The 14,588-nt window shown below is 32.2% G+C and carries 16 protein-coding genes and 1 pseudogene; 4 read left to right on the forward strand and 13 right to left on the reverse strand.

What is annotated here, in order from left to right; all coding sequences use genetic code 11:
• Positions 1-240: 240 nt before the first annotated feature.
• Entirely contained in the window at positions 241-615 is a 375-nt protein-coding gene (locus WBF61_RS00005) for a hypothetical protein (protein WP_424252795.1), read from the reverse strand.
• A 160-nt stretch (positions 616-775) separates the two neighbouring features.
• Positions 776-996, reverse strand: a pseudogene (locus WBF61_RS00010) (type II toxin-antitoxin system RelE family toxin).
• A 388-nt stretch (positions 997-1,384) separates the two neighbouring features.
• Between WBF61_RS00010 and WBF61_RS00015 the strand changes: the two are divergent.
• The gene (locus WBF61_RS00015) at positions 1,385-1,675 is read left to right on the forward strand and encodes a hypothetical protein (protein ID WP_424252796.1); all 291 of its coding nucleotides are present in this window, start codon (positions 1,385-1,387) and stop codon (positions 1,673-1,675) included.
• Positions 1,676-2,075: 400 nt separating this feature from the next.
• Here WBF61_RS00015 and WBF61_RS00020 read toward each other — a convergent pair whose 3' ends face one another.
• On the reverse strand, positions 2,076-2,549 hold the full coding sequence (locus WBF61_RS00020; protein ID WP_424252798.1) for an ASCH domain-containing protein: 474 nt from the start codon (positions 2,547-2,549) through the stop codon (positions 2,076-2,078).
• A gap of 829 nt (positions 2,550-3,378) precedes the next feature.
• Between WBF61_RS00020 and WBF61_RS00025 the strand changes: the two genes are divergently transcribed.
• Entirely contained in the window at positions 3,379-3,984 is a 606-nt protein-coding gene (locus tag WBF61_RS00025; protein WP_424252799.1) for a fasciclin domain-containing protein, read from the forward strand.
• Between the two features lie 1,131 nt (positions 3,985-5,115).
• Here the strand turns inward: WBF61_RS00025 and WBF61_RS00030 are convergent.
• Positions 5,116-5,466: a GyrI-like domain-containing protein gene (locus WBF61_RS00030; protein WP_424252801.1), complete on the reverse strand. Its 351-nt coding sequence runs from the start codon at positions 5,464-5,466 to the stop codon at positions 5,116-5,118.
• 107 nt (positions 5,467-5,573) lie between these two features.
• Entirely contained in the window at positions 5,574-5,936 is a 363-nt protein-coding gene (locus WBF61_RS00035) for a MerR family transcriptional regulator (protein WP_424252803.1), read from the reverse strand.
• 97 nt (positions 5,937-6,033) lie between these two features.
• Here WBF61_RS00035 and WBF61_RS00040 point away from each other — a divergent pair, with 97 nt between their 5' ends.
• Complete coding sequence (locus WBF61_RS00040; protein WP_424252805.1) at positions 6,034-6,657, forward strand: GNAT family N-acetyltransferase; 624 nt, start codon at positions 6,034-6,036, stop codon at positions 6,655-6,657.
• Between the two features lie 88 nt (positions 6,658-6,745).
• Here the strand turns inward: WBF61_RS00040 and WBF61_RS00045 are convergent, their stop codons facing one another.
• The 6 genes from WBF61_RS00045 to WBF61_RS00070 form a co-directional block, all read right to left on the reverse strand.
• A complete protein-coding gene (locus WBF61_RS00045; protein WP_424252806.1) occupies positions 6,746-7,516 on the reverse strand; it encodes an SDR family NAD(P)-dependent oxidoreductase in 771 nt (256 codons plus the stop codon).
• A 258-nt stretch (positions 7,517-7,774) separates the two neighbouring features.
• Positions 7,775-8,374 (reverse strand): alpha/beta hydrolase, encoded by a 600-nt coding sequence (locus WBF61_RS00050; RefSeq protein WP_424252808.1) that lies wholly within the window; start codon positions 8,372-8,374, stop codon positions 7,775-7,777.
• Positions 8,375-8,395: 21 nt separating this feature from the next.
• On the reverse strand, positions 8,396-9,016 hold the full coding sequence (locus WBF61_RS00055) for a flavin reductase family protein (protein ID WP_424252810.1): 621 nt from the start codon (positions 9,014-9,016) through the stop codon (positions 8,396-8,398).
• 2 nt (positions 9,017-9,018) lie between these two features.
• Complete coding sequence (locus WBF61_RS00060; protein ID WP_424252812.1) at positions 9,019-9,912, reverse strand: VOC family protein; 894 nt, start codon at positions 9,910-9,912, stop codon at positions 9,019-9,021.
• A gap of 19 nt (positions 9,913-9,931) precedes the next feature.
• Entirely contained in the window at positions 9,932-10,888 is a 957-nt protein-coding gene (locus tag WBF61_RS00065) for a ring-cleaving dioxygenase (protein WP_424252814.1), read from the reverse strand.
• A 31-nt stretch (positions 10,889-10,919) separates the two neighbouring features.
• Positions 10,920-11,360: a MarR family winged helix-turn-helix transcriptional regulator gene (locus tag WBF61_RS00070; protein ID WP_424252816.1), complete on the reverse strand. Its 441-nt coding sequence runs from the start codon at positions 11,358-11,360 to the stop codon at positions 10,920-10,922.
• Between the two features lie 703 nt (positions 11,361-12,063).
• Between WBF61_RS00070 and WBF61_RS00075 the strand changes: the two genes are divergently transcribed.
• Positions 12,064-12,936, forward strand: coding sequence for a glucose 1-dehydrogenase (locus tag WBF61_RS00075; protein ID WP_424252817.1), 873 nt, complete (start codon positions 12,064-12,066; stop codon positions 12,934-12,936).
• 115 nt (positions 12,937-13,051) lie between these two features.
• Here the strand turns inward: WBF61_RS00075 and WBF61_RS00080 are convergent, their stop codons facing one another.
• Complete coding sequence (locus WBF61_RS00080; protein WP_424252819.1) at positions 13,052-13,465, reverse strand: YrhK family protein; 414 nt, start codon at positions 13,463-13,465, stop codon at positions 13,052-13,054.
• A 213-nt stretch (positions 13,466-13,678) separates the two neighbouring features.
• Positions 13,679-14,566, reverse strand: a complete 888-nt coding sequence (locus WBF61_RS00085) for a glycosyltransferase family 8 protein (protein ID WP_424252820.1) — start codon at positions 14,564-14,566, stop codon at positions 13,679-13,681.
• Between the last annotated feature and the right edge of the window lie 22 nt (positions 14,567-14,588).

Raw genomic sequence — 14,588 nt, forward strand, 5'->3', positions numbered from 1 at the left:
CCTCGAGCTTCCTTCAGATTCCACCTCACGGTGGACACCCTTGCTTTCAGCTATGTGCTTACCGCTAATCGGTCGCACTCAGGACTTTCACCTGCTAGAGCTCGCCCATGCTGGGCGAACAAAAAAAGAATCCTTTGGTGAAAGGATTCAAGATACACTATTCTATCTAATTTCTTGTATTATTACTCATACTAATTATCCACTAAATGGAAAAGTTATAAAAAGTAATAATAACTATTCTTATATTTTTTTTATTCGATACCATTTAATAACGGAGAACATAATTATTACAATAACAGAATAAACAATGATACCTAACATGCTAAATTTATAATTAGGTATAAAATTAAGAAGAGATGGAAGAATAATTAATAGAAAAAGAATGAGACTCGACCATTTTGGAGTTGTTATCTCAATTTTTTCTCCATCACTAACCTCTAACTCATTGCTTCGCACTCCAGTTTGTGATACTTGTAATCGTACAGAATCATTAGGAATGTCTATCTTTATTTGTTGCTCTGTCTTAATCTTATCAACTTTTTTTCCATTTATCTTTATTGCAATTGTCCCTGCCATCCCTATAATACCGGTACGACGTACGATAGTTATTGCCATATAAACACTCCTTTTAGTATCTCAATATATTAGCCTTATTATCTCATTTATAAATTAGAAAGCAACGCACTCATTGGTTTACCTATCGCAACTAGGTATTTATATTCAACCTACTTTGATTATAAAAACAGATAAAAAAGAACCTTGATTTAAAAAGGTCCTAGCACGCGTCTATAAGCAGCTTCATGTACTCACTGTCAACTATCTTTTCTGTGGCTGTTTCATCGTTAGTATCCGCCATTAAGCGATAATCTCCAATTCTATAACGCCATTCGCTTGAACGATTAGCGACTAATTCTTTACCATACTGTCTAGGATTTGTACAATTGACTAGATTTTTTTAATCCATCCCATAATTAAAAGAGATTGGTGCTCATTCATAGCTTGGTGATATAACCCTAAATCACTATTATCTTCGATCTTTTCTAACACAGAATTTCTAAATAAAGCAGAGTGAGACAGTTATATTTTTAGATTCAGCCAATTCTTTAGTTAATTTTCCTTTTTGAGATTCAATCAATTCCTAGTACTATTGCATCTATTGAAATCAACCTCCTTCTTTTGTACATACACTGTAATACGAAAGAAGGAGATTTCTAACTTATTTTACTGTGTAAAATAGATTAGATCCTCATAATTTGAATTTAATCAGTAAGAAAACTTTTGGTGAAAGGATTCTTTAAAATTTCAGATATTGATAAATCATAGTACTTAGAATAAAATGTTACTAACACTGAATAAAAGTCATAAAAATATTGGAGGACTAAACATGTTTTTAGTATTAGGAATTATTGCTGTAGTAGCAACTGTTTCAAATCTGTATTTGTATAAAACAGGTAAAGATTATAAATTAGCAATGGCAATGGGATTATCGTTTACAGCATTGACACTTGCTGCAGAGAACAGCATGATATCTAATTGGGTAAAAGTAGAAGATTGGGCTGCCTTGTTAGATGTAGTACCTACCATGACAACAGTTTTATGGGCTTTAACGATTATATCACTATTATTAAATATCATTCCAATACTCTTAGAGAAGTACAAGGTAAAGTTGAAGTGATTCAACTTGTTGCTATCGATAAGAGGGATAATAGGATAGTTGAAAACAGGCTAAATGAACGAATTTAAGACCTCTATCGCTTTTTATTAAGATAGCAGAGGTCTTATTTAGTTACAATCCACAATTAGTGTATCCTATCTGTTAAATAGATTAATTTAAACGCTCATTACTAACAACTCATCATATGTTATACATGGATAATTCAATCCAAAGCATCAGCAGGTTAGTTTAATAAGGACAGGACTTGTTGGTATGATAATTTTTCATATATACAATCTCTGTTTTAATATTCTATTGCTCACCTCGCCTAGCAAGACCATTATTTCCTGTTGTTACGTCGTAAAAGTCAAGTACTTCTACCTTATTTTAATCTCCACTACCTTATATTTTTTTAAACTACTTATAGTTTATCTTTATAAGTATCCATTACTTTAAATGTTTGACAAACTAATAATAAATCCGGAGTAAAAGTAAGTCCAAACTGGTTTAATTCCCACGAGAAAAATTTGACATGCCCCCTATACCAATAATCATAGCTTAAGTCCCCTTCACCCTCAGAACTTGCAAAATCATTTGTTACTTCATTCATTTTCACAAAATCAATCTTTGTATATTTTATAATTGCTAACGGATTATTTTCTCCGTCTAGTACAATGTCGAACTGTCCAACTTTTGGAATCACTTCTCCTTCATACTCAAATATACAATGAGCAGCGCATGTTCCTGTTTTAATCCCTTTAACAACTAAACCTCCTAATTCATCTCCCATTTCTTTAGAACCATCTCCAAACATCCATGCATCTGGAACATTCATAGTTAGCTTATTTTCTCTAGCATACATACACCAATATTCTTCTATTTTATCAACTGACATTATTCACTTGCCCCTTAATAGTTATTTATAATAAATTTAACATTAAACCTACTACCTATCTTTATTTTAAATAAAAATATAAGTACAATCTCGTAAATTAAGCTTATGGACGATATCCTATAGGGTACTATCTAAGCCATGAAAATTGTAGCCGTCAACAACGATGAACTATTAATTGTTTTTTTTAATTTATAGACAGAAAACGTGGAAATTATAATATAGAATTTGGATTGACAACACTTTTACATCTTACGATAAAAATTTTTCTAAAGCAAAAGACATAATTTATACTTTAGAAAAGATTATAGGAAAAATACGATTAGTTTCAAACAATATGTGATAAACCACAAAGATTAATGTGGACCTAATATAAATTTTCACCAAGCTAAAATCATTATTTTCTATGTATCATACCTTCTGCAAAAATCTAGTTTAAAGAGCATTTAATACAGAAATAAAGTTGTGATCTATTTGTAAAATTAAACTTTAAATTAGACTTGCTTCTTTTTTATCTTTATACTTAGGTTATATAAATAAAAGAAGTATTGGACGAAATCATTAGACAATAGTTCTTTAGTCTTTTCATTATTGGCAGTTTAAACTGACCCTTGATAAGATTGTTTGAATTTGATTTAATTTATATACAGCTCTCTTATCTAAAATCATCTACGTTATAGTCGGTCTTTATGCTTTTTATTCGCTAAAGTTCTTCCCCCCTCCTAATCAATTCCCAATAAACCTGTTCACATAGAGATCCCTAACTTTGTAAATGTAGAATAAACAGTTATTTAAGTATTCTTTTTATACTATAAGAGAGGATGAATGTATTATGAATAAAGAATTATTGAAGAAGGTACGGTTAGGTGTGCTTTCGTTCGCAGCCATTGGATTATTAGCAGCCTGTTCAACCGATGACAATGCAGATCAAAATTCAATGAGTGCAGATTCAGTTATGGAAGAGTCTGTCGAAACTCCAGTTATGGAAGAATCAGTCAAAGCTGAAGAAGATATTGTCGGTATTGCACAAGGTAACCCTGATTTTAGTATTTTAGTATCTGCTCTTCAAGAAGCAGACCTTGTCGAAACTCTTCAAGGTGAAGGTCCATTTACAGTATTTGCACCGACTAATGCTGCATTCGAAAAACTATTAGGTGAATTGGATATCACAGCTGATGAATTACTTGCACAACCTGACTTAGCAAAAGTTCTTACGTATCATGTTGTTCCTGGAAAAGTTCTAGCTGCTGATTTAACAGACGGGATGAAAGCAGAAACAGTTAATGGAGAAGAATTAATGTTTGATCTTACAGGAGATCCAATGGTTAACGAGTCTATGATTACCTCAACAGATATTGAAGCAACAAATGGTGTTGTGCATGTAATTGATACCGTTTTAGTTCCTTCTGATTTTGAACTACAAGAAGATGCCAAGTAAGGAACTGTACAATTTTTTTCAAACTTTAATAAAATCAGATGATACTAATAAAAAGAACTAAACATTATAAATTTGGATAAAAAGAAGATCACTCATTAAGTTATGGATTTCCCTATTCTTTAATGTCCTATCCACCAAAAGAGCCACTCCTATTCACTTTAGGTGTGGCTTTATTTATGAATCAGTACTGATGCACGATCTAAAAATAGTATACAACTATGAGAATAAGTAGTACAAAAAATATATCCAGTATTTATCTTACCTTAAAGCCGGCTAATCTTTATCCTATCAGAGATTCTACTTTGCTGAAATTTTAAAGAGAAAAAAGATAAGGAAATATAATTTTGAATTGAAAAAAATAAAAGTAGCAATAATAATTTTAGTTTTTTTATCTAGTTTCTATTTTTTTCTAATTAAAAAATTATTAATTTAATGGCTATTGCTGTTATAGTCACAAATAGCAACCAACTTAATAAAAAACCATCTATAGAAAGATAATGCGGTATAAAATAAGGAAAACATAGAAAATATAAGTATATAGTACATATGAGTTCTCCAATAAAAAGCTCTTTATTGATTTTCAATCTTATTTTTTATATTTTTGTTTGTTTTTTATAATAGCTACAATAACCGTAAGAAAACAAAAAATAAATAATCCTACACCCACTAAAAAACCTCCTTATCTGTTTATAAATCATTAAAAGCTAGTTCTAAGTTCTGGATACGCTATTCTATATTACATCATGTATGACATAAGCATTATTTCATCAAATTTTTGTACGTTACTAGTTGTCTTCAAATAAAAACTGTTTTATTTATTTTTTTATAGCTGTTCAAACATTTTCAGTACATATTATAGACGTTTCTTTTTTTAATAAGACTTAAAAGATGCTCGAGAAAGGAAAAACCTCTCACTTATACTTGGAACCGCTCGTTTAATTTTCTTTTTCATTAAACGAACCCAAGTTTTGACTCTGCTTCATTTATATATCAAAAGAAGAAAACAAGTCCTATTTTTGAATAATTGTAGTTCTTAATTTTCTAATATCCTATTGAGTGTAGCGTATATCCTTATTTTATAACTCTTACTCCAGCATATATCTTGAAAATAAACAATTAATTATTTTTCATTTAAATTATTTCGTATCTTATTAAAATTTGAGTAATATAATCATCTAGGTTCGAGATAGCCATTTCATTGATGCCTTCTTCATAAGAATAACCTAATAGTCTTAAACCATTATCTTTTGAAAACTCCTTAATTTTAACATATACAGAAGGAAGTTGATCCCAATTTCCTTTTGAAAAGATCTGGATATAATCTCCAGCAGGCTTAGTGAAAACAGATTTACTTCCCTGTTTTTCTTCAACTATACTGTAATAATAATCATAAGTATCAAAATCCCCTTCTTCTATCTTTTTAGTAGATAACATGATTCCGTATCTCTGATTAAACAAACGATACTTTTTCACTTCTTGCATATGTTCTGTTAACCTTGCTAAATAATCATCTTCATTATCACTTATAAACTTAGAACTAGTTAAAATAAACTCTTTTTGACTAGTTACTAACTCTATTTTATCTAATACTACTTTCTCAGAAAATACAATTTGCTGTTCTTTCTTTTTAATAACTGCTTTAGTTGCTCAAGACGCTGAATTGTTTCATCAATTTCAACCGTTTTTTTTTGTAAAATATTTTGAAGTAAGCCAGGTGAAGGCTGGTCTGTATAAATAGAAATCTCATCAATTGACATATTTAGTTCGCGCATAGCTAATAACATTTCTAAATTAGGACTTTGTGGATAAGTATAATATCGGTAACCATTTTCGCCTCTAAAAGCAGGAGAAAACAATCCTATATTATCATAATAATGGAGTGTTCGGTTTTTAATATTGTGCATCTTAGCAAATTCTCCTGTTGTAAATATCCTCTTACTTTTTCCGTTCATAAAAACATCTCCTAATCTCTTGACCTTACACTTACTGTAAGGTCTATACTAAACAATAGATCATTTAAATACAACACAGTCCACTGGAGGAACACAAATGAACGACAGTCAAATAAAATACAGACCTATTCAATCTTCTGATTATGTAGCTATTGAAGCTATTATTCGTAAATCATGGAAATATGACCAATTCGCTAGTCCAAAAATTGCTCAACGATTATCAAAAATTTTTCTAACTAGCTGCCTTGCCAATCAAACGTTTACTTGCGTTGCTATTATTAATGAAAAACCTGTTGGTGTTATTATGGGGAAAAATAAGAAAAAACAGCTTAGATCTTTAAAATACCTCTCTCGGCATTGGTTAGCCGTTTTTCCTCTTCTTATGTCTAAAGAAGGAATTAGAATCAGTAAACTGTTTAGAGAGGTTAATCAGATTGATAAAAACTTTTTAAAAAATACTCCGATAGAATTTGATAGCGAGCTAGCTTTTTTTGTATTAGATGAAAATCAACGAGGTTTAGGTATTGGGAAAAATTTATATCAATTATTTTTAGATTATCTAGCTGCTGAAGAGCTAACTTCCTTCTTTTTATTCACAGATACCACATGTAATTATGGTTTTTACGATCACCAAGGATTACACCGACTACAAGAAGAAAAACTTTATTTTCCAAACTTAAAAGAAACAACTCATTTTTATTTATATTCTAACAAGAAATGATAAAACAGTGTGTTTATCCCCGATTAATATAATAAACGAAAAAGAAGCAAACAAGTTTTCTAAACTGGTTTGCTTCTTTCCCTGTTTACTATTCTAATTTTCCAGCTGTGTAGCCGCCATCTATAGGGATAGTCACACCATTAATATTTTTGGCTAAATCTGAGCATAAGAACATAACTACATTCCCTTGATCTTCAGCCGTAGCCATCTCACCTGAAGGAATCGATTCTAACGTGCCTTTATATTGTTCTGGGTGATCTTCCGCCCATCTTTCAATTGCCGGCGTAAACGTTGCACCAGGAGCAATTGAATTGATACGAATACCTTGTTTTCCATATTCTAAAGCAACTGATTTTGTTAAACCCACAATCGCATGTTTTGATGCTGTATAAGGAGCCATATTTGGCGAACCCTCAATACCAGCTGCTGAAGCAGAATTAATAATCGAACCTCCACCAGTTTTAATCATCGCGTTCACTTCATGCTTGATGCTATAAAAGGTTCCATACAATGTGACTTTTAATGTTTTGTCCCAGTCTTTTGAATCCATCTCGCCAATTTTCACTTGTCCAGCATTTATACCTGCATTATTGTGGGCAAAATCAAGTTTACCAAAAACAGATACTGTTTCATCAACTAATGCTTTCACTTGTTCTTCATCGCTAACGTCACATTTAAAGAATTGTGCTTGACCACCGTTTTCCTTAATTATCTTAACGGTTTCTTGTCCACTTCTCACACTGATATCAGAAACCATCACTTTTGCTCCTGCTTTTGCTAACGAAATAGCACTTGCACGTCCAATACCTGCTCCTGCTGCTGTTACTAACCCTGATTTTCCTTGTAGTAATTTTGTCATATAAAAACTCCTTTCTTATTCAACAAACAGAAAGTAATTTTACGCATTTATTTAGTAATGTCAAAGAAAAGGATTTCTAACAAAACGGAACAATTAATAAATCACTCTGTTTTGCTATTGAAATAAAGAAAGAACCCTATAAAACAGAGTTCAGGATACACGCTTTTTGTTCATTTCATGCACTACACTAAAAAATGGAGTAAAATTTACTATTAAAAGCGAGCACAGTAAATTATTCCCCAACCCTCCATATCTATTTTATCGTGTTTGATTTAACCATCTTTTCGCTTCTAAGGCTACTTCTTGATCTAAATTATGACCATTCACCCAAAAAGTTGTCACTTTTGCTCCTCTTTGTTTAAAAAGATTAACCACACGCAAACTTTCAGCTTCAGAAACAATCGGGTCGTTTTTACCTAGTGACAAGAAAACGTTCGTTTCATTAAAAATTTGTTTTTCATCTATATCTGTTGGGTACATCGGTGCAAATAGCGCAGCTTTTTTGAAAACATCTGGTTGTTGAATCATCATATTAATGGCGATATTTGACCCATTTGAGAATCCTACCAAGACAACATCTTTCATCTCAAACGAATACTTTTTTGATTTTTCTAAAATAAAAGTATAGAGTTCTTTTCCGCGAAAATCTAAGTCTTCCCAGTCGTAATGCCCTTCTCCGTGTCGTTTGAAATACCTATTCATGCCATTTTCTTGCACATTTCCTCTAATGCCTAATAGGTTGTAATCAGTATTAAGAAATTCACCAAGAGAAACCAAATCTGTTTCTGTCCCACCCGTACCATGAAGGAGAACAAATACAGGGGCACCTTTTTTATTTTCTTTGTATAGATATTCCAAGTTTTCCCCACTCCTTTTATATTATTTTGGTCGTTCAACTGTAAATATTTCCCCTATCTCAGCGTAGTCATTCCCGGCAAGCCTACTTACCGCTTTTAATTTTAACGGATCGATATACCCATCATGGTAAATATCTTCGTCAATATGGTAATGTTTTACTTTCAAAAGAATCAAATCAGCCGTTGCCGTATTTTCTTCATTATAAATAATCATCGAATCGTATAACTCAGTTTCAAATCGGACTTTAGTTTCTTTTAGCCCAGGAACAGCAACCGTTTTTGATTGTACAGACGTAAAATTGGATATATTTAGTTCACTGTCATCTGGCCCAAGAGGAGTAGAAGTTATATTTGCCTCTTCTACATTGTCTGTATCAACAATATGAATGACGGCTTCTTTATTCTCGAATATATTTCTACTTGTATCTTTAGGTTTCCCATCTGTGCGTTGTACCGCAATAGAAAAGATGGGCGGATTATACGTAACGATAGTAAAATAACTGAACGGGGCAATATTGACTACCCCTGAATCAGATTTGGTTGAAACCAATGCAATCGGTCTTGGAATAACCGATCCAATTAAAAACTTTTTCTTTTCTTTTGCGGTTAATTCTTCAGAAGAAAAATCTAATTTATTTCCCATAGTTATACATCCAATCTTGGCAATAATTTTTCATACATCGATCTGTTGTGCTCGTATTGTGCTGGTAGTTTTAAGGAAGTACCAAGCGATTGGTTGTCTTCATCTATCTCAAAACCTGGTCCATCTGTTGCAAATTCGAATACGACCTTTCCCTTTTCAACAGTATAAACAGAGTTAAAATAATTTCTGTCTTTTAGTTCGGTTACTCCATTTTCACTTTTTTGAAGAGCGTCTTGCCATTCTTTTAATGCCGTTAAGTCAGGTACTGACCAAGCGATATGATGGACCGTTCCGATTCCAAATCTCCCAGCAGGTTGGGCAGGAACGTTAACAATGATATGATGCTTTTCTTCACCAACCGTTTCAAAATGGTCGTGTTGATTGCTATTTTCTAGTTCTTTCAATCCCATCAAGCCTGTAAGCAACGTTTTCGTCGCTTGAGGATTGCTAGATAATAGTACTGCTCCATGGAACCCAAGAATGTCATGGTTAGTTGAAGAATTTTCTCCTTCAACTATAGCGAGTTCAAGTCCATGACTATCATCAAACTCAAGAGTATCTTTTGCGAAAAGTTGCGTAGTTTCCACTAAAATATTTTGTGTGGTTAAACGTTCTTGCCAATAGCCCAAGCTTCCTTTTGGTACTCGAAAAGCAATTCTTCCAACTTGGCCACTACCTTTTCTACCTTTGTTTTTATTTGTCCATGGAAAGAAGGTGATGACCGTTCCTGGTGTCAACTCATGAGTTGAAAAATACAAATGATAGACGCCTGGATCGTCAAAGTTTACCGTTTGTTTGATTAAACGAAGCCCTAGAACATCTCTATAAAACTTCACGTTCTCATTTGGGTCTCCTACAATCGCACTTATGTGGTGGATTCTTTTAATAGCTTCCATTTATTCCTCTCCTTTTTTACTAGTTAGAACGTGTTGTATCAAATGGACGAATTTGTGATTCAATATAGTCACGTTTTTCTTCTAAAAATGGTGGCAATGAAAGGCTTTCTCCTAATGTTTCGTAAGGTTCGTCACCCATAAATCCAGGACCATCCGTTGATAATTCAATAAGAATATGACCAATACGTGTATAAAGAGCTTCAAAATAAAAACGGTCTACGTGTCCTGAATGTCCTAGCCCAAGTTCATTGTATTTTGCTTCCCATTGTTTAATTGTTTCGTGGTCTTTTACTCTAAAGGATACGTGGTGCACCTCTCCATAACCTTGCGCACTTTGTGTGGTCTCATCTTTTCTTAAAATAACTTGCCCACCATTTCCACCTTCACCAATGCTAAAGAGCGTAACAGCCTCTTCTTCAATAATTGGAACCATTCCATAGATGTCAGTCAAGGCTTGTTTAAAGTCTTCATAGTAGCTTACCGTTATTTCAACAGGTCCTAATCCATAAATAGCTTTTTCTTCAGGTACCGGTCCGTTTTTCCAAGGTTTACCTGGAGCCACACCTTTATTGTGTTCATCAGAAAACAATTGATATCTCTGTCCATCCGCTTCTTCAAATGGCAATACCTTTTTACCGAATAGTTCTTGGATGCCTTCATTTTTTACATTAAATTCTTTAAAACGCTCTAGGTAATACTCTAGCGCCGCATCATCCGGCACTCTTAATCCAGTTCTAGAAATAGCGTTCGTTCCTCGTACCCCTTTTGGATTATTTGGGAAGTCGAAAAATGTCATATCTGTCCCAGGTGATCCCATATCGTCCGCAAAAAATGTATGATAGGTGTGGATATCATCTTGATTAACGGTTTTCTTCACTAACCTCATTCCAAGTACATCTGTAAAGAATGCGTAGTTTCTCATTGCATTGTCTGTCATTGCTGTAACGTGGTGAATCCCAATTAATTCTTCTGTCATTTTATAAAACCCCTTTTTTTAATTTTTTAATTTAATTTAATAATTTCTCTGCATGCATCCCAATCCGCTTAAGCAGGTCAATAGCCTCTTCTACTTCATCGTCATCCCACTCTTCAAAAATAGTATGAATCAATGCTTCATGCTCTGTTACCCGTAGGTCCATGTAGTGCTTTCCTTTTTCGGTTATACAAGCATATATTTTTCTTCGATCTTCTGTACTCGGTTTTCTACTTAAAAATCCTTTTTTTTCAAGCTTATCAATGACGTATGTAATACTCCCGCCACCCATAAGTATTCTTTTCCCGATAGATTGAATAGGTTGATCGCCTCTATGATACAACAGTTCCATAATGGCATATTCATTTAGATTAATATCTTTTTTTAAAAAATCTTGTTTGATTAATTTTTGAACAGACTGTGACGATTTAATAAAAACAGTAAAGGCTTTGATTCGAGAATCTTTATTTTCCATAGTTACAAACCTCCAATATATATCAAAATTAATTATATTAAATTTAATATATATTGACTATATCGGATTAAAAAAAATATAGCAACTCTTTAGAATCGAAAACAACTAAATTTAATCATTAGAAAATGTTTCTTAGAAATTAGTGTGATCCCGTTCAGTTTAATATTCAGCTTGCTTGTGTTTAAATTCCTTCAATGGGTAGCTAGACTCAGTCAACTATAAAAAAACGAATAAGACTCCTGTCAGTAATTAGTTTACCGAAAAGAAGTCTGATTCATTTTAATAGATAGTTATTTGTTTATTAATAAAATCCCACTATCCATAGTAAATTTACGAATGATTTTATTATTTAATAGGTACATGAAATAACACTGTATAGAAATTATTTTTCTATTACACTTTATTCTAAAACAGTCTCAGTTAAATAAATTTATGAAATTTTATTTCACCTTCTTTCTAGTATCTTCTTTAATCTGACATTTATTGAGAATTTGTATTTTTTATTCATGTTCTTACTAAGACCTTTTAAAATTTATTGAGACGTTTACCTAGAACTTAAAGAAGCTATAATAAACTGTTTTAAAAATTAAACAGGATGTTCTTTTAATCAACTTTTATTATTATATAAGATAGACTTTATTAGAAAAGAATAAACTTATATGGTAAAATTGTTATAATAAAAAAAGAAAGCGGTGAGAGTTTAATGACTGAAAATGACATTATAGATACTCAAGCTCCTAAGAAAAATTATCTTCAAGAAGATACCTTTGAAAAAACCGACCCTAGTCCTCAATATGAATCTGCTGAGTACAAACCAGCTGACAAACTAAAAGGAAAAGTAGCTATAATAACAGGAGCAGATAGCGGCATTGGTGCTGCCGTTGCAATTGCATTCGCAAAAGAAGGCGCTCACATTATAGCTACTGATTATGACAATCAAGAAGATGCTAAAAAGTTAAAAAAAAGAATTAGAGAAATAAGCGGAAATATACTCTGGCTTACAGGCGATGTTGGAGATGAAAATTTTGTGCAAGAAGTAGTAGATAAAACAATACAAGAATATGGTCATATTGATATTTTGGTGAACAATGCTGCTGAACAACACAATCATGAGTCTATCTCTGAGATTACTGCAGCTCAGTTAGATAGAACTTTCCGCACGAATATTTTTTCTATGTTTTATTTCGTAAAAGCTGCTTTACCATATATGAAAAAAAATAGTAAAATTATTAATACGGCTTCTGTAACAGCGTACAAAGGTTCTCCTGAACTCTTAGACTACTCATCTACTAAAGGCGCTATAGTATCCTTTACTCGTTCTCTTTCCCAAAATAAAGAGATATTAGATAAAGAAATTCGCGTAAATGCAGTTGCCCCAGGTCCTATTTGGACGCCTTTAATTCAGTCTACTATACCAAATGAAAATAAAGAAAAATTCGGTTCCTCTGTCCCTATGAAACGAACAGGAGAAGCTTATGAATTAGCTCCTTCTTATGTTTATTTAGCCTGTGAAGACTCCAGTTATGTAAGTGGACAAGTACTTCATGTAAATGGTGGTACTGTCATCAATGGATAACAAGATTGATTGTTTTTTTCACTGTGATAAAAATAGTTAGTTTATCTTTTATGCTAACGTACGCCTAAATCAAAAAACACTGACTTTTATCTAATATAAGTCAGTGTTTTTACTTTTAATCTTTTCTGCTTTTCTCTTGAATTTCTTTTTTTTCATATTCCTTATCGTTATCTTTACCATAATAATCCTCATTGTATTCTTCATCGTCTTTTTCCTTGTCTTTTTTTTTCGTTCGTTCAGCTATTTTTTTGTCATCATAGATAAAAATGTTGTGGACAATTTTTAAAATTGGACGCGTAGTTAATAGTAATCCCCCGATTAAATAAAGGTATTTCCCGTAGATATCTGGAATAGAAGTTAAACTAGATATACTTGCAATAACATAAAATATTCCTGTCAGAAAATCAGTCATTAGTGATATAAGTGAATAGCGGTTTTGAAAGTATAATCGAAAACGTCCACTTTTTATTTCAATATCTTCTTCTTTACCATGGTTAATATCATGTTTAGTTCTTTTAATTTCTGGCATATTTCTTCACCTTTCATACTATTAAAACGGTAAACTATCATCATATAATACTAAGGCACTAATTAATAAAAAATTACATTAGCTATCTTATTAATGATTTATGAAAATTAGTTGCTTGAATAAATCTATCTCTCACTTGGTTATAAAAACAAGACTTGCTTTTATTTGGCAATAATCAAAAATAAAACATACTTAAAATAAAAAAACTCAAGTTTATAAATTTCTATATCTACATCGAACTCTATTTTCGTCTACTAACTCAAATTTTTCAATAGGAAATGGCGTTTGCTTTCTGATAGATAGATAATTCTCCCTATACGGGTGACTTGATTCTTTATGCCAGGGTTTAATATGACCACTATAGTGAATCAGTGCTGGTTCATTGCGAGATTCAGCGTACTCTATTTGTCCAATCTTTGTTGGGTGTTCTTTTTCATCTAGTAAAATATAAGCTTGTGCATTCCATTTAGGATGTAAGACTAACCATCGATCATGTAGAATGGCATTCAGCGCATCTTGGTCATGGAACCTCAAATTTTCTTGATTCGTTGAGGCAAAATTTAAAACTTGTTCTGTGATCTTCTCTGCACGCCATTTATCTAAATCAATAATCATAACACCTGAATTGAAATAAGTATTACTCTTTACGTCTATTTCCATCACATCCAATCTTTGATGGAAACCAGCATCTTCTATTGCAGCAACTAATTTATCACCTAAGTCAATCGACCAAATATCTTCAATCGGTTGTACTGCTACAATATCACAATCTAAATATATAGCTCTATGAATATCTGTTCTTTTTAAAAAGTTAGGAATGGCAATTCTAAAATAAGCTGTTGTAGGGATACGGTCGCTCTCAACCATATCCTCAAATTCTAATGGATCGATTTGTAAGTAACTAACTGTAGCATCATATTCATTCACCATTCGATTTAGCTTTTCTTTTGTGATCAATGAGATATTATCATCAATTACGTAGAAATTAAATATAGATTCAGATTTTTTTTTTTGTAAAAGAGATAAAAATAATGTAGCTAGATGCGGTACAAATTCTTCATTTGCAGCTGATACAATAGTTATTTCAGTTTTTTGAAACATAGTTCGTAGTCTCCTTATTGTA

The organism is Carnobacterium sp. (assembly GCF_049673005.1).
In the GTDB taxonomy this organism is placed as follows: domain Bacteria; phylum Bacillota; class Bacilli; order Lactobacillales; family Carnobacteriaceae; genus Carnobacterium_A.

What these genes read in the sequence shown, in the direction of transcription:
- WBF61_RS00005 (WP_424252795.1), bottom strand. Translation starts at nt 615, where the DNA reads ATGGCAATAACTATCGTACGTCGTACCGGTATTATAGGGATGGCAGGG.
- WBF61_RS00015 (WP_424252796.1), top strand. Translation starts at nt 1,385, where the DNA reads ATGTTTTTAGTATTAGGAATTATTGCTGTAGTAGCAACTGTTTCAAAT.
- WBF61_RS00020 (WP_424252798.1), bottom strand. Translation starts at nt 2,549, where the DNA reads ATGTCAGTTGATAAAATAGAAGAATATTGGTGTATGTATGCTAGAGAA.
- WBF61_RS00025 (WP_424252799.1), top strand. Translation starts at nt 3,379, where the DNA reads ATGAATAAAGAATTATTGAAGAAGGTACGGTTAGGTGTGCTTTCGTTC.
- WBF61_RS00030 (WP_424252801.1), bottom strand. Translation starts at nt 5,466, where the DNA reads ATGCAAGAAGTGAAAAAGTATCGTTTGTTTAATCAGAGATACGGAATC.
- WBF61_RS00035 (WP_424252803.1), bottom strand. Translation starts at nt 5,936, where the DNA reads ATGAACGGAAAAAGTAAGAGGATATTTACAACAGGAGAATTTGCTAAG.
- WBF61_RS00040 (WP_424252805.1), top strand. Translation starts at nt 6,034, where the DNA reads ATGAACGACAGTCAAATAAAATACAGACCTATTCAATCTTCTGATTAT.
- WBF61_RS00045 (WP_424252806.1), bottom strand. Translation starts at nt 7,516, where the DNA reads ATGACAAAATTACTACAAGGAAAATCAGGGTTAGTAACAGCAGCAGGA.
- WBF61_RS00055 (WP_424252810.1), bottom strand. Translation starts at nt 9,016, where the DNA reads ATGGGAAATAAATTAGATTTTTCTTCTGAAGAATTAACCGCAAAAGAA.
- WBF61_RS00060 (WP_424252812.1), bottom strand. Translation starts at nt 9,912, where the DNA reads ATGGAAGCTATTAAAAGAATCCACCACATAAGTGCGATTGTAGGAGAC.
- WBF61_RS00065 (WP_424252814.1), bottom strand. Translation starts at nt 10,888, where the DNA reads ATGACAGAAGAATTAATTGGGATTCACCACGTTACAGCAATGACAGAC.
- WBF61_RS00070 (WP_424252816.1), bottom strand. Translation starts at nt 11,360, where the DNA reads ATGGAAAATAAAGATTCTCGAATCAAAGCCTTTACTGTTTTTATTAAA.
- WBF61_RS00075 (WP_424252817.1), top strand. Translation starts at nt 12,064, where the DNA reads ATGACTGAAAATGACATTATAGATACTCAAGCTCCTAAGAAAAATTAT.
- WBF61_RS00080 (WP_424252819.1), bottom strand. Translation starts at nt 13,465, where the DNA reads ATGCCAGAAATTAAAAGAACTAAACATGATATTAACCATGGTAAAGAA.
- WBF61_RS00085 (WP_424252820.1), bottom strand. Translation starts at nt 14,566, where the DNA reads ATGTTTCAAAAAACTGAAATAACTATTGTATCAGCTGCAAATGAAGAA.